The organism is Tenacibaculum singaporense, from assembly GCF_003867015.1.
GTDB classification, from domain to species: Bacteria; Bacteroidota; Bacteroidia; order Flavobacteriales; family Flavobacteriaceae; genus Polaribacter; species Polaribacter singaporensis.
This window is the reverse complement of record NZ_CP032548.1, coordinates 76,145-102,000: the sequence shown is the minus strand read 5'-3', so window position 1 is coordinate 102,000 and position 25,856 is coordinate 76,145. Positions and strand designations below refer to the sequence as shown.

The following is a 25,856-nucleotide window of genomic DNA, read 5'->3' as shown; positions in this document are numbered from 1 at the left end:
TATGAATAGTAAAATATTAACATTACTAGTAGCTGCAATTTCACTAATCGGTGCTGCATTGTTCTTAAATGTAGCAAGAATAGATAAAGAAGATGTAGAAGCAGTATCAAGTGCTGTTTCTCCTTTAGTAACTTATTCTTACTGGTTGTTGATTGGAGTGGTAGTAACAGCAGTTGCAGCCTCAATGTGGGGGATGTTTAAAAACCCTGCAGCATTAAAAAAGGTATTATTAGGTGTTTTAGCATTAGCAGTTCTTTTTGCTGTATCTTATTTCTTGTCTTCAGATGCACAAGTAATTGGAGCAGATGGAGGAGAATTAGCAGCTCAAGGAAGTACATCTAAATGGGTAGGAACAGGAATTACATACAGCGTTATCCTAGGAGCAATAGCTGGTGCATTCTTTGTTTGGGATTTATTAAAAGGAATCGTTAAATCGTAAGTTAATATGGCAAGAAGAGAAAACCCAGAAATTAATGCAGGTTCGATGGCAGATATTGCCTTCTTGCTACTTATCTTTTTCCTTGTAACAACTACAATGGATGTTGATTCAGGTATCCCTAAAAAGTTAGCTGAAAAAACTGATGTAAAGCCACCAATCATTAAAGAAAAAAATATTTTTCAAGTTAGCATCAACCGAAATAATCAACTTTTAGTTGAAGATCAGGCAATGGAGTTGAAAGACTTAAAGGATGCTGCTATTAAATTTATTGATAACGGTGGAGGTATTGGTAACCCAATGCCAGGAATGGAAGCAGGAACTACTTGTAATTACTGTAAAGGTGATAAAGATCCTGAATCATCAGATCATCCAACTAAAGCAGTAATCTCTGTTGAAAGTGATAGAGGTACTGAATATGGTACGTATGTGGCTGTGCAAAATGAGTTGTTAAGAGCTTATACAGAGTTACGTAACAGATTATGCCAAGAAAAATATGGTATGAGCTTTACTGAGTTAGAACAAGCTTTTAAAGACAGTGCAAGAAAAGATGAGTCATTAAGAAAGAAAGTTGAAGATATTAAGGCGAGTTACCCTCAAATTATTTCTGATACAGACCCAACAAATGTTCAATAATAGTAAAACAATAGAGTATGTCTAAATTTAAAAAGAAGAAAAAAGGATTGCCAGCAGTATCTACGGCATCTTTACCAGATATTGTTTTTATGTTATTATTCTTCTTCATGGTAACTACTACTATGAGAGAAACAGATTTACAAATTGATTCACCTCGTTTACCAAGTGCAAGCGAAGTAAAAAAACTTGAACGTAAAAGTTTAGTGAGTACAATTTATGTTGGTAAAGCTAAAGACCCAAAGTATGGTACAGGATATAACAGAATACAATTAAACGACAAAATAGCTACACCAGATGAAGTACCGTCGTTCATTTATCTTGAAAGAGATAATGTTTCTGAAGCAGAAGTACCTTTTATGACAACTTCAATAAAAGCAGATAGAGAATCGAGTGTAGGTACATTAGCCGATATTCGTGAAAAGTTAAGAGATGTTAACGCTCTTAAATTAAGTTTATCTACTCACAAAGGAGATGTTATTAAGAAGTAATTACTTTTAAATAAAACAAAAAGAGCAATCGTTAGATTGCTCTTTTTTTATACAAAAAAAGCTATATTTATCGTTAGATAATTATCTATGAAGTACATCGTAAGTTTTTTAATGTCTTTTCTGTCGTTAAGTGTTTTTTGTCAGAAAGATTCTTTACAGTTGGGTGATAAGTATTGGGAAGATCAGTTGTATATTGATATTACATATAACTTATTACATAATCAACCTGAAGAATTAGGTAGGACAGGTTTCTCATATGGGTTGGCAGCAGGTTATATGAAAGATATACCTTTTAATAGAAATGGGAAAACAGCTATTGCTATAGGATTAGGATATAACTATGACTCATTTAGTCATGAATTAAAAGTGTTAGAAGGAAATGTAAAAGAGTATGAAACTGATCCTGACATTTCATCCAATAAAATAAAACTTCACAATTTAGAAATGCCTATTCAGTTTAGATGGCGATCTTCAGATGCAAACACGTATTCATTTTGGCGTTTTTATGCGGGTTTTAAAGTCTCTTATAATATAAGTAATAGCTTTCGATACGATTCACCAACAGGAAGAGTTAGTTTTTCTAATGTTGAAAAATACAATAAGTGGCAAACAGGCTTAACTTTGTCCGCAGGTTATGGTACATTTAATTTCCATGTATATTACGGATTGTCACCTATGTTTAAAAATGTAACTCTAAATGGAAAATCAATAGATAGTAAAATAGTTAAATTAGGCTTAAGCTTTTATTTACTATAATACATAATAAGCAATAAAAGGGCTAAATAAGCCAATAAAAAAGCCTAAGTATACTTCTCTTACTTTATGAGCTTTTAAATGTAATCTGGAGCTTGCAAGAAGACCAGCTAAAAAAATAAAAGCTATAATAATTGGCAGAACATAAACAGCTTGTATTTGTTGAAATAATAAGAAATATCCAACTGCAACTCCCATGGATAACAAATGGAGGCTTCCTTTAATTTTAAAAGGAAATAGCAAGTAAATAAAACCTAAACCAAATACAGTTCCGTAAAAGAGGTAGCTAATGTCTTTTACAATACTCATACTAGCAAACATTTTTCCTAAAATCAAAAATAAAGTCATCATAAAGAAAATTGGAAATTTTCTTTCGTTGATACTATGTACCCGAAAAGACTTTATATAACCAATAGACTTTAAGAAAATTAGCAAAAGCATAGGTATAAGGTATGTAGCAACAAAAACTATTGCTAATATTGTGTATTGCTGTTGTCTGTTTAAACTTATTGGTGAAAGCAAGAAATACAATATAATCCCTATAGTAGGCATTACAATAGGATGAAGAATGGTTGATATGAATTTATGCCAGCGCATTAAATTTCTTTACGTAATCTTGCGACAGGAATGTCTAATTGTTCACGATACTTAGCAACTGTTCTTCTAGCGATGGGGTATCCTTTTTCTTTTAAAATTTTAGATAATTTTTCATCGGTAAGAGGTTTTCGTTTGTCTTCCTCTGTAATTACTGTTTCTAAAATTTTCTTAATTTCTCTAGTTGAAACATCTTCTCCTTGGTCGTTTTTCATCGATTCAGAAAAGAACTCCTTAATTAATTTTGTACCATAGGGAGTAGAAACATATTTGCTGCTAGCGACACGAGAAACAGTTGATACATCCATACCAATTTCGTCAGCAATATCTTTTAAAATCATGGGTTTTAACTTACGCTCATCACCTGTTAAAAAATATTCTTCTTGACGATGCATAATCGCATTCATTGTTACTAAAAGGGTCTGCTGACGCTGTTTTATAGCATCAATAAACCATTTTGCAGCATCTAATTTTTGCTTTATAAAGAGTACAGCATCTTTTTGAGATTTAGTTTTCTCTTTAGAGTCTTGATACCCTTTTAACATATTGTTGTATTCTCTAGAAACATGCAATTCTGGAGCGTTACGAGCATTTAAAGTTAAATCTAAGTTCCCATCAATAATTTTAATTGAGAAATCAGGAACTATTTGTTCTGCTATTTTATTATTTCCAGCGTATGAACTTCCAGGTTTTGGGTTTAGTTTGCTTATTTCGCTAATAACCTCTTTTAATTGTTCTTCAGAAATATTGAATTTTTCTAGAAGTTTCTTGTAGTGTTTTTTCACAAAATGATCAAAAGCTTCTTCTAAAATTCTTATTGCTAATGCTCTACTTTCATTTTCAGATTTAGCTTTTAATTGAATAATTAAACACTCTTTTAAATTTAAAGCACCTACACCAGTAGGGTCTAATTTTTGAACAACATTTATTAAAACATTTTGTACTTTTTCCTCAGTAGTAAAAATATTTTGGGTAAAAGCTAAGTCGTCAACTAGATCTATAATATCTCTACGTATATAACCGCTATCATCAATACTGCCCACTAAAAATTCAGCAATGGCCCTTTCTTCTTCATCAATTCTAAATGTATTTAATTGATTTTTTAAAGATTGATGAAAGCTAGTACCAGCCGCATAAGGAACTTGTTTATCTTCATCATCTGAAGAATAGTTATTAGTTTGCGTTTTATAACTAGGGTATTCATCGTCACTTAAATACTCATCAATGTTTATATCTTCAGCATCTATTTTTTCATTGCCCGAATCGTCATAATCAACATCATTGGCTAAAGTATCCTCAAAATTTTCAGGTTCGTCTTTACCAGTATCTAATGCGGGATTTTCTTCAATTTCTTGTTTCAAACGCTCTTCAAAAGCTTGCGTAGGCAATTGAATTAACTTCATCAACTGTATTTGTTGTGGAGATAATTTTTGAAGTAATTTTTGATGTAAACTTTGTTTTAGCATATATACAAAGATATGAAATAGGACAAAAAAAATCGTCATTCGTAAAGGAATGACGATTGATATTTATAAGTTTTATGATTTTTTTAGAACTCTGCGTTTTGTGGTGTTCTTGGAAAAGGAATAACGTCACGAATATTGCTCATTCCAGTTGCAAATAAAACTAAACGTTCAAAACCTAAACCAAATCCAGAGTGTACAGCTGTACCAAATTTACGAGTATCTAAGTACCACCATAATTCTTCTTCAGGAATATTAAGTTCTGCCATTTTTTCTTTTAAAACATCTAAGCGTTCTTCTCTTTCAGAACCTCCTACCATTTCTCCAATTCCAGGAAATAATACATCCATAGCACGTACCGTTTTACCATCTTCATTTAAACGCATGTAAAATGCTTTTATATTTGCTGGATAATCGAATAAAATCACAGGACATTTAAAGTGCTTTTCAACTAAATAACGCTCATGTTCTGATTGTAAATCAACACCCCATTCGTTAACAGGGAATTGAAATTTCTTCTTCTTGTTAGGCTTAGAGTTTCTTAAAATGTCAATTGCTTCTGTATAGCTTACACGCTTAAAGTTATTGTCTACAACAAACTTTAATTTTTCAATTAAGCCCATTTCACTACGTTGTGCTTGAGGCTTTGTTTTTTCCTCTTGTGCTAAGCGATTGTCTAAGAAAGCTAAATCATCTTTACAGTTGTCTAATACATATTGTAATACATATTTAATAAAGTCTTCAGAAAGATCCATGTTAGCATCTAAATCGTTAAAAGCTACCTCTGGTTCAATCATCCAAAATTCTGCTAAGTGACGTGTAGTATTAGAGTTCTCAGCTCTAAAGGTAGGTCCGAAAGTATATATTTTACCTAATGCCATTGCATAGGTTTCACCTTCTAATTGACCAGAAACTGTTAGGTTAGTTTCTTTTCCAAAGAAATCTTTAGAATAATCAATTTCACCTTCTTCGTTTACAGGAGCTTTGTTTGCCTCAAATTGAGTTACTTTAAACATTTCACCAGCACCTTCAGCATCAGAACCAGTAATAATTGGAGTATTTACATAGTAAAACCCGTTTTGTTGGAAGTACTGATGTACTGCAAATGATAATGCAGAACGTAAACGCATTACAGCACTAAAAGTGTTAGTTCTTACACGTAAATGTGCATTTTCACGTAAAAATTCTAAACTATGTTTTTTAGGCTGAATTGGATATTCATCAGGATTTGAATCTCCTAAGATTTCCAAATTGCTTACTTGAATTTCTACTGTTTGCCCTTTACCTTGACTTTCAACCAAAGTACCTTGAATGCTTATAGCTGCCCCAGTATTTATTCTTTTTAATAAAGTTTCGTCGGTATTTTCAAAATCTACAACACACTGAATATTATTAATAGTAGAACCATCATTTAAAGCAATAAAACGATTGCTTCTAAAAGTTCTTACCCATCCTTTTACGTGTACTTCTTGTAAAAATTTGTCAGATTGCAATAAATCTTTAACGCTACTTCTTTTCATGTCTTTATATCTTCAATAAAATCAAGCAAAGATACTTTTTTGCTGTTAATTAGCAACAAAGAGACCCAAGAATAAAGAGTTAACTTTATAAGTTAGCTTTATAAAAAAAACAACCATATTTATTTAAAATGGTTGTTTTTGAATATTTAGTGTTAATTATATTTACTTGTCTTCTTTTGGAGGCAGTATTTTAAATTTAGTTTCTTTTAAAACTTTCTTATTAGCTATTCTTTTCTCAAAAGAAAGTAGAAGAGAAGGTAACAATAGTAAGTTTGAAACCATAGCTAATAATAATGTAATTGAAACTAGACCTCCTAATGCGATTGTACCTCCAAAACTTGAAACAGTAAATACTAAAAAACCGAAGAAAAGGACTATTGAGGTATAGAACATACTTACTCCAGTTTCTCTTAATGCTGAATAAACAGCAGGTTTTATTTTCCAGTTATTGGCTAGCAGCTCTTGTCTATATTTAGCTAAGAAGTGAATAGTATCATCTACCGAAATACCGAAGGCAATACTAAAAACTAAAATTGTTGAAGGCTTTATAGGTATATCAAAGAATCCCATCAACCCACCAGTAATTAATAAAGGAAGCATGTTAGGAATTAATGATATTAATATCATTTGAGGTGAACGGAACATCCACGCCATAAAAATAGATATTAATATAATAGCTAATGATAGCGAAATAACTAAGTTTTTAATTAAATAGTTGGTTCCTTTCAAAAACACTAATGCTTTACCTGTTAATGAAACGTCAAATTTCTCATCAGGGAATTGCTTATTGATTACAGCTTGTAGTCGTTCTTGGATAATATCCATTTTATCAGTACCAATATCTTTCATAAAAGTAGTGATACGCGCATAACGACCAGTGCTATCTACAAAGTTTTTTAGCATTCCAGAATTACTATTTGAGTTTTTAGTATAAGAAAAAATATAGCTCTTTTCTTGACTTGTTGGGAGTTGATAGTATTTAGGATTACCGTTGTAGTATGCTTGCTTAGAGTATTTTACAAGATTGGTTATAGATATAGGCTTGGACAATTCAGGGAAAGTTTCAATAGTTTCATTGAGTTTTTCCATCTTTTTTAAAGTAGAAAGCTTCATAACACCTTTTTCTCTCTTAGTGTCAATTAAAATTTCTAGAGGCATAATTCCCCCAAACTCATATTCAAAAAACTTAATGTCTTTATAAAACTGTTTTCCTTTAGGCATATCTTCAATCAAACTACCTGATACACGAATCATGTAAAGGCCAATCATACTTAAAATGATTATAGAAACAGTAGTGATATAAATGGCAATTCTTTGTTTTTTTACCATGCGTTCCATCCAAGAAACAACATTTCCCATCCATTTTTTTTCTAAATGGTTCAAATGTTTCTGCTCTGGAAGAGGCATAAAACTATATATAATTGGAATGATTAATAATGCTAGAACAAAAATACTGATGATGTTTACTGAGGCTAAAACACCAAACTCTCGCATTAGTCTACTTTTAACAAATATAAAAGTAGCAAAACCAGAAGCGGTAGTAATATTGGTCATTAATGTAGCATTTCCAACTTTTGAAATTACACGTTGTAAAGACTTTGCCTGATTTCCGTGTTTTTTTACTTCTTGCTGATATTTATTTATTAAAAAAACTGCATTAGGTACACCAATTACAATAATTAATGGTGGAATTAGAGCTGATAATACAGTAATCTCATAGCGGAATAATCCCATAAAACCAAAAGCCCATGTTACTCCAATGCTAACTACAAGTAGTGTAATAAAAGTGGCTCTAAATGAACGGAAAAAGAAGAAAAAGATAATGGCTGTTATTAATAATGCACCAACAACAAAAATACCCATTTCATCAGTAATGTTCTGAGAATTTAGGGTTCTGATGTAAGGCATACCAGAAACATGAATATCTATTTTTTGATCTTTTTCAAAAGAGTTTATCGTTGGAATTAGCACATCAAAAACAAAATCCTTACGTATAGGTGTATTTACAATATCTTTATTTAAATAAATAGCTGTTTGTAAAGTACCCTTGTCGTTGTATAGTAAGTTGTTATAAAACGGAAGCTTCTCAAAAAGTTGCTTCTTTATATTTTTTATCTCTTCATCGGTTGAAGGAGCTTCTTCAAAAAGTGGTTCAACAACAAATTTTCTTTGTTTTCTATCAGCTTTTAATTGTTGAACATCTGCAATAGAAACGGTAAAGTCTACCTGTGGTAAGCTGTCTAAATCTTTAACTAGCTTGTTCCATGCATTAAACTTAGTTGGTGTAAATATTGTAGAATCTTTTACTCCTAGGATAATGAGGTTACCTTCTTCACCAAAAATTTCTAAGAACTTGTTGTATTCAATATTTACCTCATGATCGGTAGGAAGTAAATTAGCTTCTGTGTAGGAGAAGCGCATATATTTCATCTGAGTGACTAAAAGCCCTGTAATTATAGCGATAGTAATTAAAACTAAGTAACGATTTCGCAATAAGAAGCCTGCGATTTTAGTCCAAAAAGTCATCCAAAAAAAATTTCAGCAAAGTTATGCTAAATGAATTAATTAAACGAAAAAAAGAGCGTCATATGACGCTCTTTTTTAACTATTTCTTAAAAGAAATTATACAGTCATAATTTCTTTTTCTTTAACAGCATACTTTTCGTCGATTATTTTTACGTAATCATCAGTTAGTTTTTGAACATCAGCTTCAGCATTTTTCTTCATATCGTCAGAAATATCAACTTTTTTAATTTCATTGTTAGCATCTTTACGAGCATTACGAACACCTACTTTAGCGTGTTCAGCTTCTGCTTTTGCTTGTTTTGCTAACCCTTTACGACGCTCTTCTGTTAATGGTGGCACATTAATTATAATGTTTTCCCCATTATTCATTGGATTGAAACCGATATTGGCAAGCATAATTGCTTTTTCGATTTCCTGTAACATATTTTTTTCCCATGGTTGAACAGATATGGTTCTAGCATCAGGAGTATTTACATTTGCTACTTGTGATAATGGTGTTTGAGAACCGTAGTAATCTACCATAATTGTACTTAACATAGCAGGAGTAGCTCTACCAGCTCTAATACCTACTAATTCTTTTTCTAAGTGGCTAATAGCTTTATCCATTGCCTCTTTAGTCGAATCTAAAATAAAATCAATCTCTTCGTTCATTTTGTTCGTATTTAAAACCTCAAATAGGTTGAGGGTAACTTTTCGGTTTATTCGTTATCAACTATTGTTCCAATATTTTCTCCAGAAACAAGTTTTAAAAGATTTCCTTGTTTGTTCATGTCAAAAACAATAATTGGTAATTTGTTTTCTTCGCTCAAGGTAAAGGCTGTCATATCCATTACTTTTAAGCCTTTTTCAATAACGTCTTTAAAGGTAATGTTTTCATACTTAACAGCGTCTTTATCTTTTTCAGGATCAGCTGTATAAATACCGTCAACACGTGTACCTTTCAAAATAGCGTCTGCATTTATTTCAATAGCTCTTAAAACTGCAGCTGTATCTGTTGTAAAATACGGATTTCCTGTTCCTCCACCAAAAATTACTACGCGTCCCTTCTCTAAGTGACGATTAGCACGACGCTTAATATAAGGTTCTGCAATTTCTTTAATTTCAATAGCAGTTTGTAAACGAGTGTGAATTCCTTGATCTTCTAAGGCACTTTGTAAAGCCAATCCATTAATACAAGTAGCTAACATTCCCATATGGTCACCTTGTACACGGTCCATACCTTGACTAGCACCAGCAACTCCTCTAAAAATATTTCCACCACCAATTACAATGGCTACCTCTACTCCTTTATCTATAACTTGTTTTATCTCTTGGGCATACTCTTTAAGTCTGTTTGGGTCAATTCCATATTGACGTTCACCCATTAGTGCTTCACCACTTAATTTTAAAAGAATTCTTTTGTATTGCATTTGTTTTGTTGAAAGTTGTGCAAAGCTACATATTTTTTTTGAGAGTTTTATGCTGAAAATGTAGGAGGGTAACTATAGTATTACTCTTTATTGCTTAATTTTAATGACACGGGTTTTTGAAAAAGAATCATGCCAACCAACAGCATCAGATCCTAAAAATGAGAAAGCATTAAAAGGGATATATCTACATAATGATCTTAATAGTATTGCGTCAAATGTAGGTTTGTTACCGTTTTCATCAACAACTTTTGTTCCTGTTATAAACTTAGCAATCGATCTACCAGTTAAAGCTTCAAAAAAAGAGTAGTAGAACATTCCTATGATAAATCCCCATACAAATTCTTCCAGTTTTCCCATTTGCTCAAAATACCCAGCAGAGTTAGGAGAAATAATAGTAAGGAGAAGAGTAAGTATAAAGCCTAAGAAAAAGCTGATTATTAATATAAATATTCTGTCAAGAAGATAGTTGGCAAAGCGTGTACCTTGACTAGCAATTTGACTGCTTAATTCGTTTTGACTATTTTTTGCTAAAAGTTTTTCTTTTAGCTGCGTGTTTTCGTCGAATGATTCACAAGTATCTTTAAAGTCTGCAATAGAGTTCCTTAGTCCACAAATAATTCCTTTTTGACTATCAAATTTTTGATTATTACAAATTTTACAAAATTTTAAATGTTCTTCTCTTGTCATAGTTATTTTTTTAGATGAAGTGCTAATGTATTTAAAATTGAATTGAAAATGAATCTAAATTAGTTGGATAAAAAAACCATCCAAAAATGGATGGTTTTATATAAAATTGTTGTTGAGAATTATCCTAAAGTAACTCTTACGAAGTTTTTAACTTCAACGTCACCGTAAGAAGAAACGTATTCTGCAACGGTTTTCTTTTCGTCTTTAATAAACTTTTGATCTAATAAACATTGTTCTTGATCTAAAGTAGTATTGTCAGAGATAAATCTTTCCATTTTACCTGGTAAGATTTTGTCCCAGATTTGTTCTGGTTTACCTTCAGCTTTTAATTGCTCTTTGGCTTCTTCTTCAGCTTTCGCTAAAGCTTCATCAGTTAATTGTAAACGAGAAACGAATTGAGGAACGTTCTTTAAAGTTTTACCTAAACGTACTAATTCTTCGTTGTCTTTTTTAATCGCAGCAATTCTAGCTTCAGTTTCAGAAGCTACATAAGCAGGATCAAAATCTTTGTAAGATAAAGAAGTTGCTCCCATTGAAGCAGCTTGCATAGCTAAGTCTTTAGTTAACTCAGCAGCATTATCTACAGCAGCAGTTAAACCTACCATTGCAGCAATTTTACCAACGTGAGTATAAGCTCCTACGTATGGTGCTTCAATTCTTTCGAAAGCAGTGATATCGATTTTTTCACCGATAACTCCTGTTTGCTCGATTAATTTTTCAGCAACAGTTACACCACCAAAATCAGCAGCTAAGAACTCTTCTTTTGTTTTGTGGTTAAAAGCGATGTCAACAAATTCTTGCGCTAATGCTTTGAATGAATCGTTTTTAGCTACGAAATCTGTTTCACATGCTAATACGATAGCAACACCATATGTGTTGTCATCGCTAATTTTAGTGATTGCCACACCTTCAGTAGACTCACGATCTGCTCTTTTAGCAGCAATCTTTTGTCCTTTTTTACGTAAAATTTCAATAGCTTTATCAAAATCACCTTCAGCTTCTACTAATGCTTTTTTACAATCCATCATACCAGCTCCGGTAGTTTCTCTTAATTTCTTTACGTCTGCAGCGCTAATTTTTACTGACATTTCTATCGTTATTTTTTAGTTGTAAATATATTGTTGTACAAAGTTGTAAAAATTTAAAGGTTCCAATGTAATGAAACCTTTAAATTAAAAAATTATTTTGCTTCTTCTTTTGCTGGAGCGTCAGCTGTTTTTTCAGCTTTAGCTTTTTCCTTATCAGCTTTTCTTTCTGTTAAGCCTTCAGCAATTGCATCAGTTACATACGATAATACTTTATCGATAGATTTAGAAGCATCATCATTTGCAGGAATTACAAAGTCGATTGGTCTTGGGTCCGAGTTTGTATCAACCATTGCAAAGATTGGAATGTTTAATTTTTGTGCTTCAGCAACAGCAATGTGTTCTTTCTTTACATCAATTACAAATAAAGCTCCTGGTAAACGAGTCATATCAGAAATTGAACCTAAGTTCTTTTCTAATTTTTCACGTTGACGAGTAATTTGTAATTTTTCTCTTTTAGATAATGCATCAAAAGAACCATCAGTCTTCATTCTATCAATAGAAGTCATTTTCTTAACGGCTTTACGAATAGTAACGAAGTTTGTTAACATACCACCTGGCCAACGCTCAGTAATGTAAGGCATGTTTACAGCTTTAGCTTTTTCAGCAACGATATCTTTAGCTTGCTTTTTAGTAGCAACGAATAAGATTTTACGTCCTGAGTTAGCTATTTTTTGTAACGCAGCAGAAGCCTCGTCAATTTTAGCTGAAGTTTTGTACAAATCGATGATGTGAACACCATTACGCTCTGTATAAATGTATGGAGCCATGTTAGGGTTCCACTTTCTAGTTAAGTGTCCAAAGTGAACACCACTTTCTAATAATTCTTGAATGTTTGCCATTTTAATAAATGTGTTTACGTTCTGTTTTCGCAATATTTCAGTAGTTATTAAGTCTGAAATATTTAGATACTAAACTGTTAAAAATTGATTTATAAATAACAGTCTCGAAACATTTAAATACTGAAACAAGTTCAGTAAAATATTAACGTTTAGAGAACTGGAATTTCTTACGTGCTTTCTTCTGACCGAATTTCTTACGTTCAACCATTCTTGGATCACGAGTTAATAATCCTTCTGGCTTTAATACAGCTTTGTTTTCTTCGTTAATAGCTACTAATGCTCTAGTAATTGCTAAACGAATAGCTTCAGCTTGACCAGTAACACCACCACCGTATACGTTTACTTTTACATCGTAAGCCTCTAAGTTTTCAGTTAACATTAAAGGTTGTTGAACTTTGTATTGTAAAGTTGGTGTAGTGAAATAGTTTTTAAACTCTCTTTTGTTGATAGTGATGTTTCCACTTCCTTGAGAAACATAAACACGAGCAACAGCTGTTTTTCTTCTACCTATTTTGTGTACAGTTTCCATAATTATTTAAGATCGTTAAGGTTAATAGTTTTAGGTTTTTGAGCTTCTTGACCATGCTCTGTACCTGCGTAAACATATAAATTTTTGAATAACGCGCTACCTAAACGATTTTTAGGTAACATACCTTTTACTGCTTTTTCGATTAATCTTGTAGGATCTTTTTCGAACATCTCTGTAGCAGTTAATGATCTTTGACCTCCTGGATAACCTGTGTGACGGATATAAGACTTGTCTGCCCACTTGTTACCAGTTAAGTTGATTTTTTCAGCGTTGATAATAACAACGTTGTCTCCACAATCTACGTGAGGAGTGTAATTTGGCTTGTACTTACCTCTAATAAGTTTTGCAACTTTAGAAGCTAGACGACCCAATGTTTGCCCGTCCGCATCAACTAAAACCCACTCTTTGTTTACGGTAGCTTTATTAGCTGATACTGTTTTGTAACTTAATGTGTTCATAATTACACGATTAGTTTTTGTTTATTAATAATTAATTTTATCCTTTAAAAAGGTCTGCAAATGTACGATTAATTATTTGATTGACAAATAGCGTGTTAGTTTAATTTTTCTATTACTTATTTTAACTGAGTAAAGAGTATAAAAAAAGCATGCCTTTAGCATGCTTTTTTTGAATTATGTGTTTAAAAATTACTCCACTTTTTGATCTAATAAATCAAAGAACTGATTTAATCTTGGTAAAATGATAATTTTTGTACGTCTATTTTTTGCTTTGTTAGCAGGGCTGTTGTTTTCTACTAAAGGAACATAACTACTTCTACCAGCTGCGATTAATCTTTCAGGAGCAACATTATACTTTTCTTGTAACTCACGAACGATAGCTGTTGAACGTAAAACACTTAATCCCCAGTTGTCTTTTAAGGCAGATCCAGCAGCAACAGGAGTGTTGTCAGTGTGTCCTTCTACCATTACATCCATTTGAGGTTGTCCGTTAACTACAGTTGCAACTTTTTCTAACACTTTAGATGCTTTGTCATTGATAGTATAGCTTCCGCTTTTAAATAATAGCTTGTCAGAAATTGAAATAAATACTACTGTTTTTTCAACATTTACTTCAATATCTTCGTCATCAATACCGTCTTGCAATTCTCTTTTTAAGTGAAAAGCAACTACTAAGTTTAAAGAATCTTTTTTAGAAGCAGCTTCTCTAATTTTGTTGATGTACTTATCTTTTTTGCTTAATTGAGCTAATGTTTCTTTAATGTTGTCATTAGCACCTTGAGTTAATACAGTTAAATTCTCAACTTGTTGTAAAGTATTTTCTTTATCTTTCTTTAATTCTGTTACTCTAGACTCTAAAGAAAATGCTTTGTCTTCACAATTTTCTTTTTCAACTAAACATTTTGTTAGGTTAGCTTTTACAGCTAATAACTCTTCTTTCGTCTGTTCGTGTTTAGCTTTAATAGCTTCTAACTCTTTTGTTGAAGCACAAGATGCTAGTAAAATTGAAGCTGTAAGGAATAAAAATATTTTTCTCATTTTATTCTGATTTTTTTTAGATGTATTTATTAATAGTTAAGCAAATTTATAAAAATGAAGACACAAAAAAGAGAATTAACAATCTTTTATGAAGTGTTAAAACGTTATTTTTGTGACTAAATTTTTAAAGATGATTAAAAGGATAACGCTTTTAGTACTTTCATTATTGTTAGTGATAGCCTGTAAAGAAGAAAAAAAAGAAAACATAACTAAATTGCAAGGAGCTGTTTTCGGAACTACATATCATATAACTTATTTGAATAAGGCTGACTATCAAAAACCTATTGATAGTTTGTTTAATTTGGTAAACAAATCATTGTCAACATACATGCCTACTTCTGATATTTCAAAAATTAACCAAGGAGACACCACTGTAATCGTTGATGATATGTTTGTAGAGGTTTTTGAAAAGGCTAAAAGAATTTACAAGGAAACTGATGGTTATTTTGATCCGACTATTGGTAGATTGATAGATGCTTACGGCTTTGGCTCAGGGAAAGAAAAGAAAGATTTGACCTCTGAAGAAATAGCGGCTTTGATGGAGAATGTAGGATTTGATAAAGTTGTGTTAAAAAACAGAAAAGTTTATAGAGATAGTGAAAATATAGAGTTTAACGTTAATGCTTTTGCTAAAGGTTATGGAGTAGATGTTGTTGGGAGGTTTTTAGAATCGAAAAACATTGATGATTACATAGTAGAAATAGGAGGAGAGATTAGAGCTAGAGGAACAAAAGACGGAAAGCTTTGGAAAGTAGCGATTGAAAAGCCAAATATTGATGGAACACGTTCTGTTCAAAAAATAATTGAGTTGGATAATGAATCTATGGCAACTTCAGGGAATTATAGAAAGTACAAGGTAAATACTGAAGGAAAAAAGATAGTACACACGGTAAATGCCAAAACAGGACTAGCAGAAGAGAGCAATTTGTTAAGTGTGTCAGTTCGATTAAAAGGTGACTGTGCCGATGTAGATGCCTATGCAACGGCTTTTTTAGCAATGGGTTTAGAAAAAACAAAAGAGTTTCTAAAAGAACATCCAGAGCTTAAAGTAGTGTTGTTATATCATAATGAAGCAGGAGAACTAGCAGAATTTGTAAACTAGTTTTTATAACATACAGGCAAAATTTCGCCTTTCATTAAAGCAAATCGTTCTAGTTTTTCTGGAGCGATTTTTTTTGTGTAGTCTACTTCATCAACTTTAAATCCTACAGAACGTAGTTTATTAAAATAATCACGACCGTACACACGTACATGGTCGTACTGACCAAATATTTTTGCACGTTCTTTAGGGTCGGTAATAGAATTATCTTCAAAAGTAACTTCTCTTGATAAATCCTGCGGAATTTGAAAAATACCAAATCCACCAACTTTCATTACTCGATACAATTCTTGCATCGCCTTTGTGTCGTCAGGGATATGTTCCAGTACATGATTACAAAACACTACATCAAAAGAGTTGTCTTCAAAAGGAAGGTCGCAAATATCTGCTTTTACATCTGCTATAGGTGATTCTAAATCGGATGTTGTGTACTCTAAATTTTGCTGTTTTCTAAAAAGATCTAAAAAACATTGCTCAGGAGCTATATGTAATACTTTTAACTTTTCATTTGAAGAAAAAAAGTTGCTTTCCTGTTGTAAAAAAAGCCACATTAAACGATGTCTTTCTAGTGAAAGGGTGGAAGGAGAAAGTGCGTTTTTACGTTGAATCCCATATCCGTAAGGTAAAAACTTCTTGAATGATTTTCCGTCAATCGGATCTGTAAAGTTATCTCCTTTTAACCACCAGGTAATAATGGGGCGAGCCCAATAACTGGCTTTGATTAATATAGGTCTAGGAATAGTATTAAGGATCGCTTTAAATAAAGACACAAATTATATAACTAATGGTTGTTGTCTAAATTCATCTTCTTCATTACTTTCAATACCCAAAGCATCGTATATATACTTAAAGGTAGATAGTAACTCTGGTTTACCATCAACTATGGCTACATCATGTTCAAAGTGTGCTGATGGTTTACCATCTAAAGTGGTAATTGTCCATCCATCACTGTGTTGACGGATTTTATGAGTTCCCATATTGGTCATAGGTTCAATAGCAACTACCATACCTTCAATAAATTTTTTACCACGACCTCTACGTCCGTAGTTAGGCATTTCTGGGTCTTCGTGCATCTTACGACCTAAACCGTGCCCTACTAGTTCACGAACAACACCGTAACCATGTTTTTCAGTAAAGTTTTGAATAGCAAAACCTACATCACCAACACGATTTCCTACTTTAAGTTCACGAATACCTACATATAAACTTTCTTTAGTGATATCAAGTAGTTTTTGAGTTTCAGGAGTAATTTCACCTACAGCAAACGTGTAAGCGTGATCTCCGTAAAAATCATTTTTTATAGCACCACAATCAATAGAGATGATGTCACCTTCTTGTAAAGGTGTGTTATTTGGAATTCCATGAACTACTTGTGAGTTTGGGCTCATACAAAGTGTATTAGGGAAATCATATAGACCTAAAAAACCAGGAATAGCTCCTTGCTCACGAATAAAATCTTCAGCAAGTTTATCAAGTTGCAATGTAGTAACACCAGGTTTTACTTCTTTGGCGAGCATACCTAAGGTTTTTGATACTACTAAAGCACTTTCGCGCATTAATTCAATTTCTTCTCTAGTTTTTGGTTTAATCATGGTAAAAATATTGAGGCGCAAATTTACAGTTATTTTTGATATGGATGTTTGTATTCTTGACCAGATAGTATTTTTAAGAAATCTTCTTCAACTGAGCTATCTTCAACAGCGTGTTCTACAAAACGACCAACTTCTTTTCCGTCTTTATAAAAAATGAAGGTTGGAACTCGAATTACATTGAAACCTTCTTCTAAACCATTGGCTTTTTTCTGACGGTTTACTGTGACTAATTCAAGGTTTTTATAATCGAATTTGGCTTCGTCTAAAATTTTATAAAAATTAGGAATTTCTCTTTTACTATCTCCACACCAAGTTCCCATAAAACCTTTTATTTTTATGTCTTTTAAATATGGTTTTAGTTTTTCTACGGTAACTTTATCTGTTTCGTAATATGAATAAAAATCGTTGAACCACTCACTTCCGTATGGTTCTTGTTGAAAGTCTTTTTTAGTAGCAATACCAACTAAATTCCCATTCTCGTTTTTAGTGGCAAGATTTTTTGGTGTCGATGCACAAGAAATAATAAGTAAGGCAACAAAAAGGTATACGATTTTTTTCATCTGTTTAATTTTTATTGTTTTTAATACATCAGATGTAATTTGCCAATAATCTTTTCGGTTGGTGTCAACTTCTTGTTATGGCTCATTTCATAAGATATATTATTTTAAATAAGCGAATGTTGTGTCATTTCTTTAGGTTGCTCAATACCCATTAATTTTAAAATGGTTGGAGCAACGTCGCCTAAAATACCACTTTTTATTGATTTTAACTCCTTGTCAATTAAAATCATAGGGACAGGATTGGTGGTGTGCGCTGTATGCGGTGTTCCATCTGGGTTAATCATTGTTTCACAGTTTCCATGATCTGCAATTAAAATAGTGGTATAGTCATTATTTAACGCAGTTGTTACTACGTCTTCAACACAATTGTCAACTGCTTCACAAGCTTTAACAGCAGCTTCAAAAACACCGGTATGACCAACCATATCACCATTAGCAAAGTTTAAACATACAAAATCAACATTACCGCTTTGTAGTTCAGGAACAATAGCGTCGCGAATTTCATAAGCACTCATTTCAGGTTTTAAATCGTAGGTAGCTACTTTTGGAGATGGACATAGCAAACGTTTTTCTCCTGTAAATTCCTCTTCTCTTCCACCAGAAAAAAAGAAAGTTACGTGTGGATACTTTTCTGTCTCAGCAATTCTAATTTGTGTTTTTCCAGCTGATTCTAATACTTCACCCAAAGTGTTTTCAATGTTCTTTCCATCGTAAATAACATGGATGTTTTTAAAAGTATCGTCATAGCTTGTCATGGTAACAAAATATAACGGTAGTTTTTTTATGTTGAATTCAGGAAAATCTTTTTGACTTAAAGCTTCGGTTAACTGACGACCTCTATCGGTTCTAAAATTGAAGAAAATAACAACGTCGTCTTCTTTAATTGTAGTTTTTGGTTGGTTGTTTTCATCAACCATAATTATAGGCTTGATGAATTCGTCAGTAACACCAGAATCATAGCTTTGTTGAATACTAGCTGGAGCATCCGAAGAAAAAGTTCCTTTTCCGTTTACTAAAGCTTCGTAAGCAAGTTGCACACGTTCCCAACGGTTATCACGATCCATTGCATAGTAACGACCAGTAATTGTTGCCAATTCACCCGTAGTTTCTTGCATGTATTCTTGAATATCGTTGATGAAGTACTTTCCTGATTTTGGATCACAATCACGACCGTCAGTAAAAGCGTGGAGATATACATTATCTAAACCAAAATTGTTAGCTGCAGATAGTAAACCTTTTAGATGATCAATATGAGAATGAATTCCTCCATTAGAAACCAATCCTAAAAAATGGATATTTTTATTGTTTGTTTTTGCATATTCAAAAGCGTTTAGAAGTTCCTTTTCTTGTGCTAAAGTCCCTTCTTCTACAGCTTTGTTAATTTTGGCTAAATTCTGATATACAATTCTACCAGCACCTAAATTCATATGTCCGACTTCAGAATTTCCCATTTGTCCTACTGGTAAACCAACATGTTCTCCATCGGTTCTTAATTGTGCATGTGGAAATTTATCGTATAACGAATTTATAAATGGAGTTTTTGCGTTGTATATTGCCGATACTTTTGGATCTTGGGTAATTCCCCATCCATCCAAAATCATTAAAATTACTTTTTTGTTCATTTGTTGTGTGTTGCACTGCAAAAGTAAGAAAGATTTTTGGGGAATATTTTAGGAATCACAAAAACAAAAGCAATATATAGTAGTATAGAGAAGATTATAAAAAGAGCAATACTATTGTTAATAAATCGAGTTCTATTTTTTCTTAAGGTTTGTAAGCGGATTTTTTCAAGTTCCTTTTTGCTAGCAGATTTATTAAAATATAATTTATCTCTGTTTTCTTTTTGAAATCGTTCTAGTTTTTCAAAGGCGCTTACCTTTTTTTCTTTTGTTGTTTTTTAGGCTTACGATCATGCCTAATACAGCTCCTCCAAAACTCATAGCAAATAATTTTTGTGTTATACTAATTAGTGCTCTTAATTAGTCTTTTGTTACAAAAATCATAAGATTGAAAAGACTTTTATTTTTTGTATTTACGTATAGCTTCTTTAATTTTTTCAATTCTATTTTCAGGATCAGGGTGGGTACTTTGAAATTCAGGAACTCTATTTGGACCAGCTGCAGCTTTTAAAATTTCCATTACGCCAATTAAGTTTTCAGGATTATACCCCGCATCAATCATTAATTTAACACCTAATTCATCACTTTCTAACTCATCACCACGACCGTTTTTTAACAAAGTTTGTTGTCCAATACTATTCGCTAGTTCTCCTAAATCAGCACCGACAGAAGCTCCCATGGTTAAAAGTTTCCAAAAATTGGCATCGGTAATTCGTTCGTTAGAATGTTTTCCTAAGACATGTCCTATTTCATGGCCTAGTACACCTGCTAGTTGATCTTCGTTTTTTAATTGAGTGAATAAAGCATGAGTTATAAAAATTTGCCCTCCAGGTAAGGCAAAAGCATTGATTGTTTTTTCATCTCTTAATAAATGAAAATCAAATTGATAACCTGATTTTTTAGCTACCGTGTTGTTTACGAGCTTTGCACCTACTTTATCTACAAGTACTTGAGCATTTTCGTTAGGGTATAAACCTCCGTGTTGTTGAGTCATTATGGGGGCTTGTTGTAGTCCGATAGCAATTTCTTGTTCTGGAGATAAGCTAACTGCTTGTGTTTTTCCTGTATAAGGGTTTACCTCTTGTTGACTGCATTTACGTAAATAGGCAAAAGCAACGATGGCGATACCTATAAGTAAACGAGTTTTTAAGCCTCCTTTAATTTTCATCAATAAGTTGTTTTATTAGTCCCGAAAGTAAAAGTACAAAATATATAATTTAACGGATATCAATTTTTTGTGAACTATAAAAAACTTAAATTTACACAGCAAAACAAACAACATTATGGAGCCTCACTTTGAGTTAAACGAAGTTACTAAGAAGTTACCCAAACATTTACATAAATTTGTGGTAAAACAACCGTATGATGAATATACTGCTCAAAACCAGGCAGTATGGCGCTATGTGATGCGTATGAATGTAGATTATTTAGGAAAAGTAGCGCATGCTTCGTACTTAGATGGATTGAAAAAGACAGGTATTTCCGTTGAGAAAATTCCTCACATGCAAGGAATGAACCGTATTTTAAAAGAAATAGGTTGGGCAGCAGTATCTGTTGATGGGTTTATACCACCGAATGCTTTTATGGAATTTCAAGCGTACAATGTGTTAGTGATTGCATCTGACATGCGTACGATAGATCATATAGAATATACTCCTGCACCAGATATCATTCATGAAGCGGCAGGTCATGCGCCAATTATAGCAAATCCAGAATATGCTGAATATTTACGTCGTTTTGGAGAAATTGGAGCAAAGGCGATTTCTTCAGCAAAAGATTACGAAATGTATGAAGCTATTCGTTTGTTATCTATTTTAAAAGAAGACCCTAATTCTACTCAAAAAGATATTGATGAAGCACAAGAAAAAGTAGAGTGGCTACAAGATAACATGGGAGAGCTTTCAGAAATGGCTCAAATTAGAAATTTACACTGGTGGACAGTGGAGTATGGATTGATAGGAACCCTTGAAAATCCAAAAATTTATGGCGCAGGGTTATTGTCTTCTATTGGAGAGAGTAAATGGTGTATGAAAGATGAAGTAGAAAAGGTTCCTTATTCTTTAGATGCTGCAAATGTGAGTTTTGATATTACAAAACCTCAACCTCAGTTGTTTGTTACTCCAGATTTTGCTCATTTAAGTTTAGTGTTGGAGCAGTTTGCTAATAAAATGGCAATACGAACTGGAGGATTAAAAGGAATAGAAAAATTGATAGATTCTAAAAATTTAGGCACTATCGAGTTGAGTACAGGTATTCAAGTGTCAGGGGTTTTTACCAATGTAATAACTGATGAGAATAATAAAGCCATTTATGTACAAACAACAGGTCCTACTGCGTTAGCAAATAGAGATAAAGAATTAATAGGTCATGGAACAAATTATCATGCAGAAGGTTTTGGAAGTCCGATAGGAAAGTTAAAAGGGATTAATATTCCAATAGAGAATATGAGTCCGCGTGATTTGAAAGCTTATGGGATTTATGAAGGAGAACAGGTTACGTTAGAGTTTGAAGGTGGAGTAAAAGTAGTAGGAGAAGTAATTACAGGAACAAGGGATTTAAGAGGTAGGATTTTACTAATTTCTTTTAAAAACTGTACAGTAACTCATGGAGACACGTTGTTATTTCACCCAGATTGGGGAGTATACGATATGGCTGTGGGTATAGAAGTGGTGTCTGCTTTTGCTGGTCCTGCTGATGTGGCTTCATTTGGAGATGTAGGAAAAGTATCGGAAACCAAAACGCACAAAATTCAATATTCTGACTCAGATAGAAAGTTGTATAGTTTATATGACAGAGTAAGAGAACTAAGGGAAGGTGGCACGGTTTCTGAGGAAGACATTAAGGAAATTTTTACAGAAGTAAAATCAAATTATAAAAACGATTGGTTGTTGTCGTTAGAGCTGTTAGAATTGGCAACACTAAACAATTTTTCAATAAAAGGAGCGTTACGTGAATATCTTGAAGAAATGAAAAGTAACAAGAGTTACACTACGTTAATTGAAAACGGTTTACTTTTGTTGGAAAATTACCAAGAAGTATAAAATGGGATTATTTAATTTATTTAGAAAGAAAAATATGAGTAACGAAATACAGGAATATTTAGCTAAAGGAGCAGTTGTTTTAGATGTAAGAACTTTAGCGGAATGGAATGAAGGGCATAGCGAAGGAGCTAAGCATATTGTTTTAGCTACGATTCCTACAAATGTAGAGGAAATTAAATCGTGGGAGAAGCCAGTAATTGCAGTATGTAGAAGTGGTGGTAGAAGCGGGCAAGCAGCAGAGTTTTTACAAAGCCATGGGGTAGATGTAATTAACGGAGGACCTTGGCAAAATGTTGATCAATATTTAGTAAAGTAAATATAAAAAGATTAAAAATTCATAAAAGGAAATGCTTGTAAAAGTGTTTCCTTTTTTTGTTGTAGTTTTTTCAAAAATATTTGATGAGCTTCAGATTCTGAGTTAAAAGGTTTGTGGTTTAATCCTCTTTGAATGGTTTCAACTTGCTGCATCGTTTTGTATGAATCTTCTGTAATCCAAACCTGTTTAAATTTTTCCCATATGTAATTCACAGCAGTTTTATTTGGGTGAATCATATCCTCATTATAAAAACGATAATCACGTAATTCATCCATCATAATTTCATATGAAGGAAAATAGTAAATAGCATTTCTCGGTTCTACTACTTCATGAATAGCTGAAAGTAAGTGTGCTTTACTACGTTGGTTTTCTGTAAAACCATCTTTTAAATGCCGTACAGGAGATAACGTATAAATAACTGGAATGTTTTTATTTACTGACTTAACAAGAGAGTTAATAGCTTCTAAGCTTTCAGAAATTTCATGAACGCTTAATAATTCCTTTAAAAATTTTTTCTGAGGAACTTTATGGCAATTGGCTACAAGGTTATCCGAGGCAATTTCTCTATATACCCATACTGTACCTAGTGTAATGATAAGATGTGTGGTGTTTTGTAGTTGCTCAAAAGTTTGTTGTATGGATAAATTTAAGCTGTTTAATAATTCATTTTTATTTATAACGCTTAAACTTGAATGTGCTTCAAAAGAGTGCCATCGTTCATTGTGAAAAAAAACATCTTTGTCGGTATATTCTTCTTTGTTTAATGCTTTTGTAATTAAATTTTCAATAGCTTTAGGGTGGAATAAAATACCAAAAGGGTTTTGTTTTGATTGAAACTTGTAGTAGTTAAGTTTGTCACCAATATTTTCAGAAAAACAAGAACCAAGCAAAAGTAGTTTTGACTGATAATTAATTAGATTATGCTTTTGCTTCGTAAGTGGTATTTGCGTCTGAAGATTCATAAATTTTAAGAAAAATAACAATCAAAAATAAGTATAAAATCTTCATAAGAAGTGATGTAGGTTTGCAATTCGTTAAAATTTGTATCTTTGTTCAAAAGAATTAAAAATAAATTGAACAATATAAAATCTACATTCACGATTAAAGACCTTGAAAATATTTCAGGAATAAAAGCTCATACGATACGAATTTGGGAAAAGCGCTATAATTTGTTATCGCCAGAGAGAACGGATACCAATATTCGTTATTATTCTTCTGAGAATTTACAAAAGTTGCTGAATGTTGTACTGTTGAACAAAAACAATATTAAGATTTCTAAAATAGCGGAGATGTCTGATGATACAATTGTTTTAAAAGCCAGAGAACTAGCTTTTAAGATGGCTGTAAATGATGAGGCAATAAATTCTTTTAAGTTGGCAATGTTTCAGTTTGATAAAACATTATTCAACAATGCTTATAATAGATTGCTTAAAAGAAAAACGTTTAGAGAGATTTTTAAGGATGTTTTTGTACCTTTTTTAAATCATATAGGTTTGTTGTGGCAAACAGATACATTGTTGCCTGCTCATGAGCACTTTATTTCTAACTTAATAGTGCAGAAAATTCAAATTAATATAGAGAAATTAGAGTATTCTAATAAAGATTCAGAAGTGAGTTATGTGTTGTTTTTGCCTGAAAATGAAATTCATGAACTAGGGTTAATGTATTTGAATTATGAGCTTATATTAAGAGGGTATAACACAATTTATTTAGGGCAAAGCTTACCTTTAGATAACTTAGATTACTTTTTTAAAAGCAAAACAAAAGTTTGTTTCATTACTTCCATGACTGTCCAGCCATATGATGATAAGGTAGAGGAATATTTTTCAGAAATTGAAGAGGTGCTTAAAAATACAAATCACGAATTGATAGCAATAGGGAATAAAGCTATGACAGTTGATAATGTTGATTTTAAAGCGAAAATAACAGTGTATTCTTCATTAAAAGTATTCCTAAATCAATTCTAATTTTTTTTTGGATAAATTCATTTTGTTTATTTTTTATTTGTTTTTGTTAAACAAAAAATGTAATTTTGACTAATGTTTTGATTTTCAAGACATATTTTTTTAGTAAAACTTATTTTGTTTAATGTTTTTTACTTAAAAATAAACAAAGTCTATCGAGGCTGAAAAATAGACTATAAAAAATAAAAAGAGTAAGCATTAATTTTAAAGTGTACAATTATGAAAGTAAAGAATTTAACCTCTGTGTTGTTTTTGGGACTGTTTTTAAGTTTTGGTTTGTTAACATCGTGTAGCGATGATGACGATCCAGTGGTAGAAAAGCCCAAAACTATAGTTGATGTGGCAGTTGCAGATTCCAATTTAAGTATTCTTGTGTCTGCTTTACAAAAAGCTGATTTAGTATCGGCGTTACAAGCCGAAGGGTCTTTTACAGTTTTTGCGCCTACAAATACAGCGTTTCAAGCGTTGTTAGATAGTAATGACTCATGGAGTTCTCTAGATGATATTCCAGTAGAAACATTAAAGTCTGTGTTGTTATTTCACGTGATAACTGGAGAGGTAAAAGCAGCCGATTTATCCAATACCTATGTAAAAACGTTGTCTACAGGTCCAAACGATGAAATGTTGTCATTACAAGTGGAAGTTGATGGAGCAGTAGAATTTAATGGAGATTCAAAACCAATTGCAACAGATATTATGGCTTCAAATGGGGTTATACATACCATAGATAAAGTAATGTTGCCAGCTAATGTGGTGACTTTAGCATTGAACAATAGTGGTTTTACCTCTTTGGTTGCAGCTTTGACAGATGATCGTCATACTACTGATTTTGTTTCTTTATTAAATCAAGATGGGCCTTATACAATCTTTGCTCCGACTAATGACGCTTTTCAAGCACTGTTGGATAGTAACGATTCTTGGAATTCGTTAGCAGATATTCCAATAGGAACTATAGAAGCGGTATTAAAATATCATGTGTTTGCGGGAGGAAATGTACAGTCAGATGAATTGAGTGATAACCAAGAAATCACAATGTTTGATGGTAATATGGTTACAGTTGATTTATCAAGTGGAGCAAAATTAGATACAAGTTCAGGACAGTCTGTTGTAATTTCATTGACTGATGTACAAGGAACGAATGGAGTAATTCATGTAGTAGATAGTGTTCTTTTACCTTAGTTTTATAGTAATGTGTTGATTA

Annotated in this window: 27 protein-coding genes; 9 read left to right on the top strand and 18 right to left on the bottom strand. The window is 32.3% G+C overall.

All coding sequences use genetic code 11. From position 1 onward, the window contains the following. Nucleotide 1 precedes the first annotated feature (1 nt). The 4 genes from D6T69_RS00455 (at nt 2) to D6T69_RS00440 (ending at nt 2,316) form a co-directional block, all read left to right on the top strand. Entirely contained in the window at nt 2-439 is a 438-nt protein-coding gene (locus tag D6T69_RS00455) for a hypothetical protein (RefSeq protein ID WP_125065938.1), read from the top strand. Between the two features lie 6 nt (nt 440-445). After that, nucleotides 446-1,072, top strand: coding sequence for an ExbD/TolR family protein (locus D6T69_RS00450; protein ID WP_047789989.1), 627 nt, complete (start codon nt 446-448; stop codon nt 1,070-1,072). Between the two features lie 17 nt (nt 1,073-1,089). Continuing rightward, the gene (locus tag D6T69_RS00445; protein WP_099215733.1) at nt 1,090-1,560 is read left to right on the top strand and encodes an ExbD/TolR family protein; all 471 of its coding nucleotides are present in this window, start codon (nt 1,090-1,092) and stop codon (nt 1,558-1,560) included. Between the two features lie 87 nt (nt 1,561-1,647). After that, nucleotides 1,648-2,316 (top strand): porin family protein, encoded by a 669-nt coding sequence (locus D6T69_RS00440; RefSeq protein ID WP_125065937.1) that lies wholly within the window; start codon nt 1,648-1,650, stop codon nt 2,314-2,316. Here D6T69_RS00440 and D6T69_RS00435 read toward each other — a convergent pair. The 12 genes from D6T69_RS00435 to D6T69_RS00380 all read right to left on the bottom strand — a co-directional run bounded on the left by D6T69_RS00435 (nt 2,311) and on the right by D6T69_RS00380 (nt 14,464). Beyond that, on the bottom strand, nt 2,311-2,664 hold the full coding sequence (locus D6T69_RS00435) for a hypothetical protein (RefSeq protein ID WP_125065936.1): 354 nt from the start codon (nt 2,662-2,664) through the stop codon (nt 2,311-2,313). The genes D6T69_RS00440 and D6T69_RS00435 overlap by 6 nt on opposite strands. Before the next feature lie 245 nt (nt 2,665-2,909). Beyond that, on the bottom strand, nt 2,910-4,373 hold the full coding sequence (gene rpoN / locus D6T69_RS00430; RefSeq protein ID WP_125065935.1) for an RNA polymerase factor sigma-54: 1,464 nt from the start codon (nt 4,371-4,373) through the stop codon (nt 2,910-2,912). An 83-nt stretch (nt 4,374-4,456) separates the two neighbouring features. Further along, nucleotides 4,457-5,890: an asparagine--tRNA ligase gene (asnS, locus tag D6T69_RS00425; protein ID WP_125065934.1), complete on the bottom strand. Its 1,434-nt coding sequence runs from the start codon at nt 5,888-5,890 to the stop codon at nt 4,457-4,459. A gap of 162 nt (nt 5,891-6,052) precedes the next feature. Beyond that, nucleotides 6,053-8,416, bottom strand: a complete 2,364-nt coding sequence (locus tag D6T69_RS00420) for an efflux RND transporter permease subunit (RefSeq protein ID WP_125065933.1) — start codon at nt 8,414-8,416, stop codon at nt 6,053-6,055. Between the two features lie 96 nt (nt 8,417-8,512). Beyond that, a complete protein-coding gene (gene frr, locus D6T69_RS00415) occupies nt 8,513-9,067 on the bottom strand; it encodes a ribosome recycling factor (RefSeq protein WP_125065932.1) in 555 nt (184 codons plus the stop codon). Between the two features lie 47 nt (nt 9,068-9,114). Further along, on the bottom strand, nt 9,115-9,825 hold the full coding sequence (gene pyrH, locus D6T69_RS00410; protein ID WP_125065931.1) for a UMP kinase: 711 nt from the start codon (nt 9,823-9,825) through the stop codon (nt 9,115-9,117). Nucleotides 9,826-9,912: 87 nt separating this feature from the next. Beyond that, nucleotides 9,913-10,512, bottom strand: a complete 600-nt coding sequence (locus D6T69_RS00405) for an RDD family protein (RefSeq protein WP_125065930.1) — start codon at nt 10,510-10,512, stop codon at nt 9,913-9,915. 119 nt (nt 10,513-10,631) lie between these two features. Beyond that, nucleotides 10,632-11,600 (bottom strand): translation elongation factor Ts, encoded by a 969-nt coding sequence (gene tsf / locus D6T69_RS00400; protein ID WP_125065929.1) that lies wholly within the window; start codon nt 11,598-11,600, stop codon nt 10,632-10,634. A 92-nt stretch (nt 11,601-11,692) separates the two neighbouring features. After that, nucleotides 11,693-12,439, bottom strand: coding sequence for a 30S ribosomal protein S2 (rpsB, locus tag D6T69_RS00395; RefSeq protein WP_125065928.1), 747 nt, complete (start codon nt 12,437-12,439; stop codon nt 11,693-11,695). 142 nt (nt 12,440-12,581) lie between these two features. Continuing rightward, on the bottom strand, nt 12,582-12,968 hold the full coding sequence (gene rpsI / locus D6T69_RS00390; protein WP_047790000.1) for a 30S ribosomal protein S9: 387 nt from the start codon (nt 12,966-12,968) through the stop codon (nt 12,582-12,584). 2 nt (nt 12,969-12,970) lie between these two features. Then, nucleotides 12,971-13,426 carry a 50S ribosomal protein L13 gene (gene rplM / locus D6T69_RS00385; protein ID WP_125065927.1) on the bottom strand — a complete coding sequence of 152 codons (456 nt, stop codon included), beginning with the start codon at nt 13,424-13,426 and terminating at the stop codon, nt 12,971-12,973. Between the two features lie 189 nt (nt 13,427-13,615). After that, nucleotides 13,616-14,464, bottom strand: coding sequence for an OmpA/MotB family protein (locus tag D6T69_RS00380; RefSeq protein ID WP_125065926.1), 849 nt, complete (start codon nt 14,462-14,464; stop codon nt 13,616-13,618). A gap of 130 nt (nt 14,465-14,594) precedes the next feature. On the opposite strand from D6T69_RS00380, the gene D6T69_RS00375 reads away from it, so the two are divergent. Continuing rightward, the gene (locus D6T69_RS00375; RefSeq protein WP_125065925.1) at nt 14,595-15,566 is read left to right on the top strand and encodes an FAD:protein FMN transferase; all 972 of its coding nucleotides are present in this window, start codon (nt 14,595-14,597) and stop codon (nt 15,564-15,566) included. On the opposite strand, the gene D6T69_RS00370 is transcribed toward D6T69_RS00375, so the two are convergent. The 5 genes from D6T69_RS00370 to D6T69_RS00350 form a co-directional block, all read right to left on the bottom strand. Continuing rightward, nucleotides 15,563-16,333: a class I SAM-dependent methyltransferase gene (locus tag D6T69_RS00370; RefSeq protein WP_125065924.1), complete on the bottom strand. Its 771-nt coding sequence runs from the start codon at nt 16,331-16,333 to the stop codon at nt 15,563-15,565. The two genes, D6T69_RS00375 and D6T69_RS00370, sit on opposite strands and share 4 nt — an antisense overlap. Before the next feature lie 3 nt (nt 16,334-16,336). Further along, nucleotides 16,337-17,155 carry a type I methionyl aminopeptidase gene (gene map / locus D6T69_RS00365; protein WP_125065923.1) on the bottom strand — a complete coding sequence of 273 codons (819 nt, stop codon included), beginning with the start codon at nt 17,153-17,155 and terminating at the stop codon, nt 16,337-16,339. A gap of 29 nt (nt 17,156-17,184) precedes the next feature. After that, nucleotides 17,185-17,715, bottom strand: a complete 531-nt coding sequence (locus D6T69_RS00360; RefSeq protein ID WP_125065922.1) for a thioredoxin family protein — start codon at nt 17,713-17,715, stop codon at nt 17,185-17,187. A 104-nt stretch (nt 17,716-17,819) separates the two neighbouring features. Next, nucleotides 17,820-19,337: a 2,3-bisphosphoglycerate-independent phosphoglycerate mutase gene (gene gpmI / locus D6T69_RS00355; RefSeq protein WP_125065921.1), complete on the bottom strand. Its 1,518-nt coding sequence runs from the start codon at nt 19,335-19,337 to the stop codon at nt 17,820-17,822. 397 nt (nt 19,338-19,734) lie between these two features. Continuing rightward, entirely contained in the window at nt 19,735-20,502 is a 768-nt protein-coding gene (locus tag D6T69_RS00350; protein ID WP_125065920.1) for a M48 family metalloprotease, read from the bottom strand. Between the two features lie 115 nt (nt 20,503-20,617). Here D6T69_RS00350 and D6T69_RS00345 point away from each other — a divergent pair, with 115 nt between their 5' ends. Both D6T69_RS00345 and D6T69_RS00340 read left to right on the top strand, forming a co-directional pair. Beyond that, nucleotides 20,618-22,375: an aromatic amino acid hydroxylase gene (locus D6T69_RS00345; RefSeq protein WP_125065919.1), complete on the top strand. Its 1,758-nt coding sequence runs from the start codon at nt 20,618-20,620 to the stop codon at nt 22,373-22,375. 34 nt (nt 22,376-22,409) lie between these two features. Continuing rightward, complete coding sequence (locus tag D6T69_RS00340; RefSeq protein WP_047790052.1) at nt 22,410-22,691, top strand: rhodanese-like domain-containing protein; 282 nt, start codon at nt 22,410-22,412, stop codon at nt 22,689-22,691. Nucleotides 22,692-22,702: 11 nt separating this feature from the next. On the opposite strand, the gene D6T69_RS00335 is transcribed toward D6T69_RS00340, so the two are convergent. After that, nucleotides 22,703-23,653 (bottom strand): GSCFA domain-containing protein, encoded by a 951-nt coding sequence (locus tag D6T69_RS00335; protein WP_125065918.1) that lies wholly within the window; start codon nt 23,651-23,653, stop codon nt 22,703-22,705. A 111-nt stretch (nt 23,654-23,764) separates the two neighbouring features. Here D6T69_RS00335 and D6T69_RS00330 point away from each other — a divergent pair, with 111 nt between their 5' ends. Then, nucleotides 23,765-24,658, top strand: a complete 894-nt coding sequence (locus tag D6T69_RS00330) for a MerR family transcriptional regulator (RefSeq protein WP_125065917.1) — start codon at nt 23,765-23,767, stop codon at nt 24,656-24,658. A gap of 216 nt (nt 24,659-24,874) precedes the next feature. Continuing rightward, nucleotides 24,875-25,834, top strand: a complete 960-nt coding sequence (locus tag D6T69_RS00325) for a fasciclin domain-containing protein (protein ID WP_125065916.1) — start codon at nt 24,875-24,877, stop codon at nt 25,832-25,834. The last annotated feature ends 22 nt before the right edge of the window (nt 25,835-25,856 follow it).

What these genes read in the sequence shown, in the direction of transcription:
- D6T69_RS00455 (WP_125065938.1), top strand. Translation starts at nt 2, where the DNA reads ATGAATAGTAAAATATTAACATTACTAGTAGCTGCAATTTCACTAATC.
- rpsB (WP_125065928.1), bottom strand. Translation starts at nt 12,439, where the DNA reads ATGGCAAACATTCAAGAATTATTAGAAAGTGGTGTTCACTTTGGACAC.
- D6T69_RS00340 (WP_047790052.1), top strand. Translation starts at nt 22,410, where the DNA reads ATGAGTAACGAAATACAGGAATATTTAGCTAAAGGAGCAGTTGTTTTA.
- D6T69_RS00420 (WP_125065933.1), bottom strand. Translation starts at nt 8,416, where the DNA reads ATGACTTTTTGGACTAAAATCGCAGGCTTCTTATTGCGAAATCGTTAC.
- pyrH (WP_125065931.1), bottom strand. Translation starts at nt 9,825, where the DNA reads ATGCAATACAAAAGAATTCTTTTAAAATTAAGTGGTGAAGCACTAATG.
- D6T69_RS00450 (WP_047789989.1), top strand. Translation starts at nt 446, where the DNA reads ATGGCAAGAAGAGAAAACCCAGAAATTAATGCAGGTTCGATGGCAGAT.
- D6T69_RS00440 (WP_125065937.1), top strand. Translation starts at nt 1,648, where the DNA reads ATGAAGTACATCGTAAGTTTTTTAATGTCTTTTCTGTCGTTAAGTGTT.
- map (WP_125065923.1), bottom strand. Translation starts at nt 17,155, where the DNA reads ATGATTAAACCAAAAACTAGAGAAGAAATTGAATTAATGCGCGAAAGT.
- D6T69_RS00350 (WP_125065920.1), bottom strand. Translation starts at nt 20,502, where the DNA reads ATGAAAATTAAAGGAGGCTTAAAAACTCGTTTACTTATAGGTATCGCC.
- rpsI (WP_047790000.1), bottom strand. Translation starts at nt 12,968, where the DNA reads ATGGAAACTGTACACAAAATAGGTAGAAGAAAAACAGCTGTTGCTCGT.
- D6T69_RS00405 (WP_125065930.1), bottom strand. Translation starts at nt 10,512, where the DNA reads ATGACAAGAGAAGAACATTTAAAATTTTGTAAAATTTGTAATAATCAA.
- D6T69_RS00335 (WP_125065918.1), bottom strand. Translation starts at nt 23,653, where the DNA reads ATGAATCTTCAGACGCAAATACCACTTACGAAGCAAAAGCATAATCTA.
- frr (WP_125065932.1), bottom strand. Translation starts at nt 9,067, where the DNA reads ATGAACGAAGAGATTGATTTTATTTTAGATTCGACTAAAGAGGCAATG.
- asnS (WP_125065934.1), bottom strand. Translation starts at nt 5,890, where the DNA reads ATGAAAAGAAGTAGCGTTAAAGATTTATTGCAATCTGACAAATTTTTA.
- D6T69_RS00445 (WP_099215733.1), top strand. Translation starts at nt 1,090, where the DNA reads ATGTCTAAATTTAAAAAGAAGAAAAAAGGATTGCCAGCAGTATCTACG.
- D6T69_RS00380 (WP_125065926.1), bottom strand. Translation starts at nt 14,464, where the DNA reads ATGAGAAAAATATTTTTATTCCTTACAGCTTCAATTTTACTAGCATCT.
- rplM (WP_125065927.1), bottom strand. Translation starts at nt 13,426, where the DNA reads ATGAACACATTAAGTTACAAAACAGTATCAGCTAATAAAGCTACCGTA.
- D6T69_RS00325 (WP_125065916.1), top strand. Translation starts at nt 24,875, where the DNA reads ATGAAAGTAAAGAATTTAACCTCTGTGTTGTTTTTGGGACTGTTTTTA.
- D6T69_RS00360 (WP_125065922.1), bottom strand. Translation starts at nt 17,715, where the DNA reads ATGAAAAAAATCGTATACCTTTTTGTTGCCTTACTTATTATTTCTTGT.
- tsf (WP_125065929.1), bottom strand. Translation starts at nt 11,600, where the DNA reads ATGTCAGTAAAAATTAGCGCTGCAGACGTAAAGAAATTAAGAGAAACT.
- D6T69_RS00345 (WP_125065919.1), top strand. Translation starts at nt 20,618, where the DNA reads ATGGAGCCTCACTTTGAGTTAAACGAAGTTACTAAGAAGTTACCCAAA.
- D6T69_RS00435 (WP_125065936.1), bottom strand. Translation starts at nt 2,664, where the DNA reads ATGATGACTTTATTTTTGATTTTAGGAAAAATGTTTGCTAGTATGAGT.
- gpmI (WP_125065921.1), bottom strand. Translation starts at nt 19,337, where the DNA reads ATGAACAAAAAAGTAATTTTAATGATTTTGGATGGATGGGGAATTACC.
- rpoN (WP_125065935.1), bottom strand. Translation starts at nt 4,373, where the DNA reads ATGCTAAAACAAAGTTTACATCAAAAATTACTTCAAAAATTATCTCCA.
- D6T69_RS00375 (WP_125065925.1), top strand. Translation starts at nt 14,595, where the DNA reads ATGATTAAAAGGATAACGCTTTTAGTACTTTCATTATTGTTAGTGATA.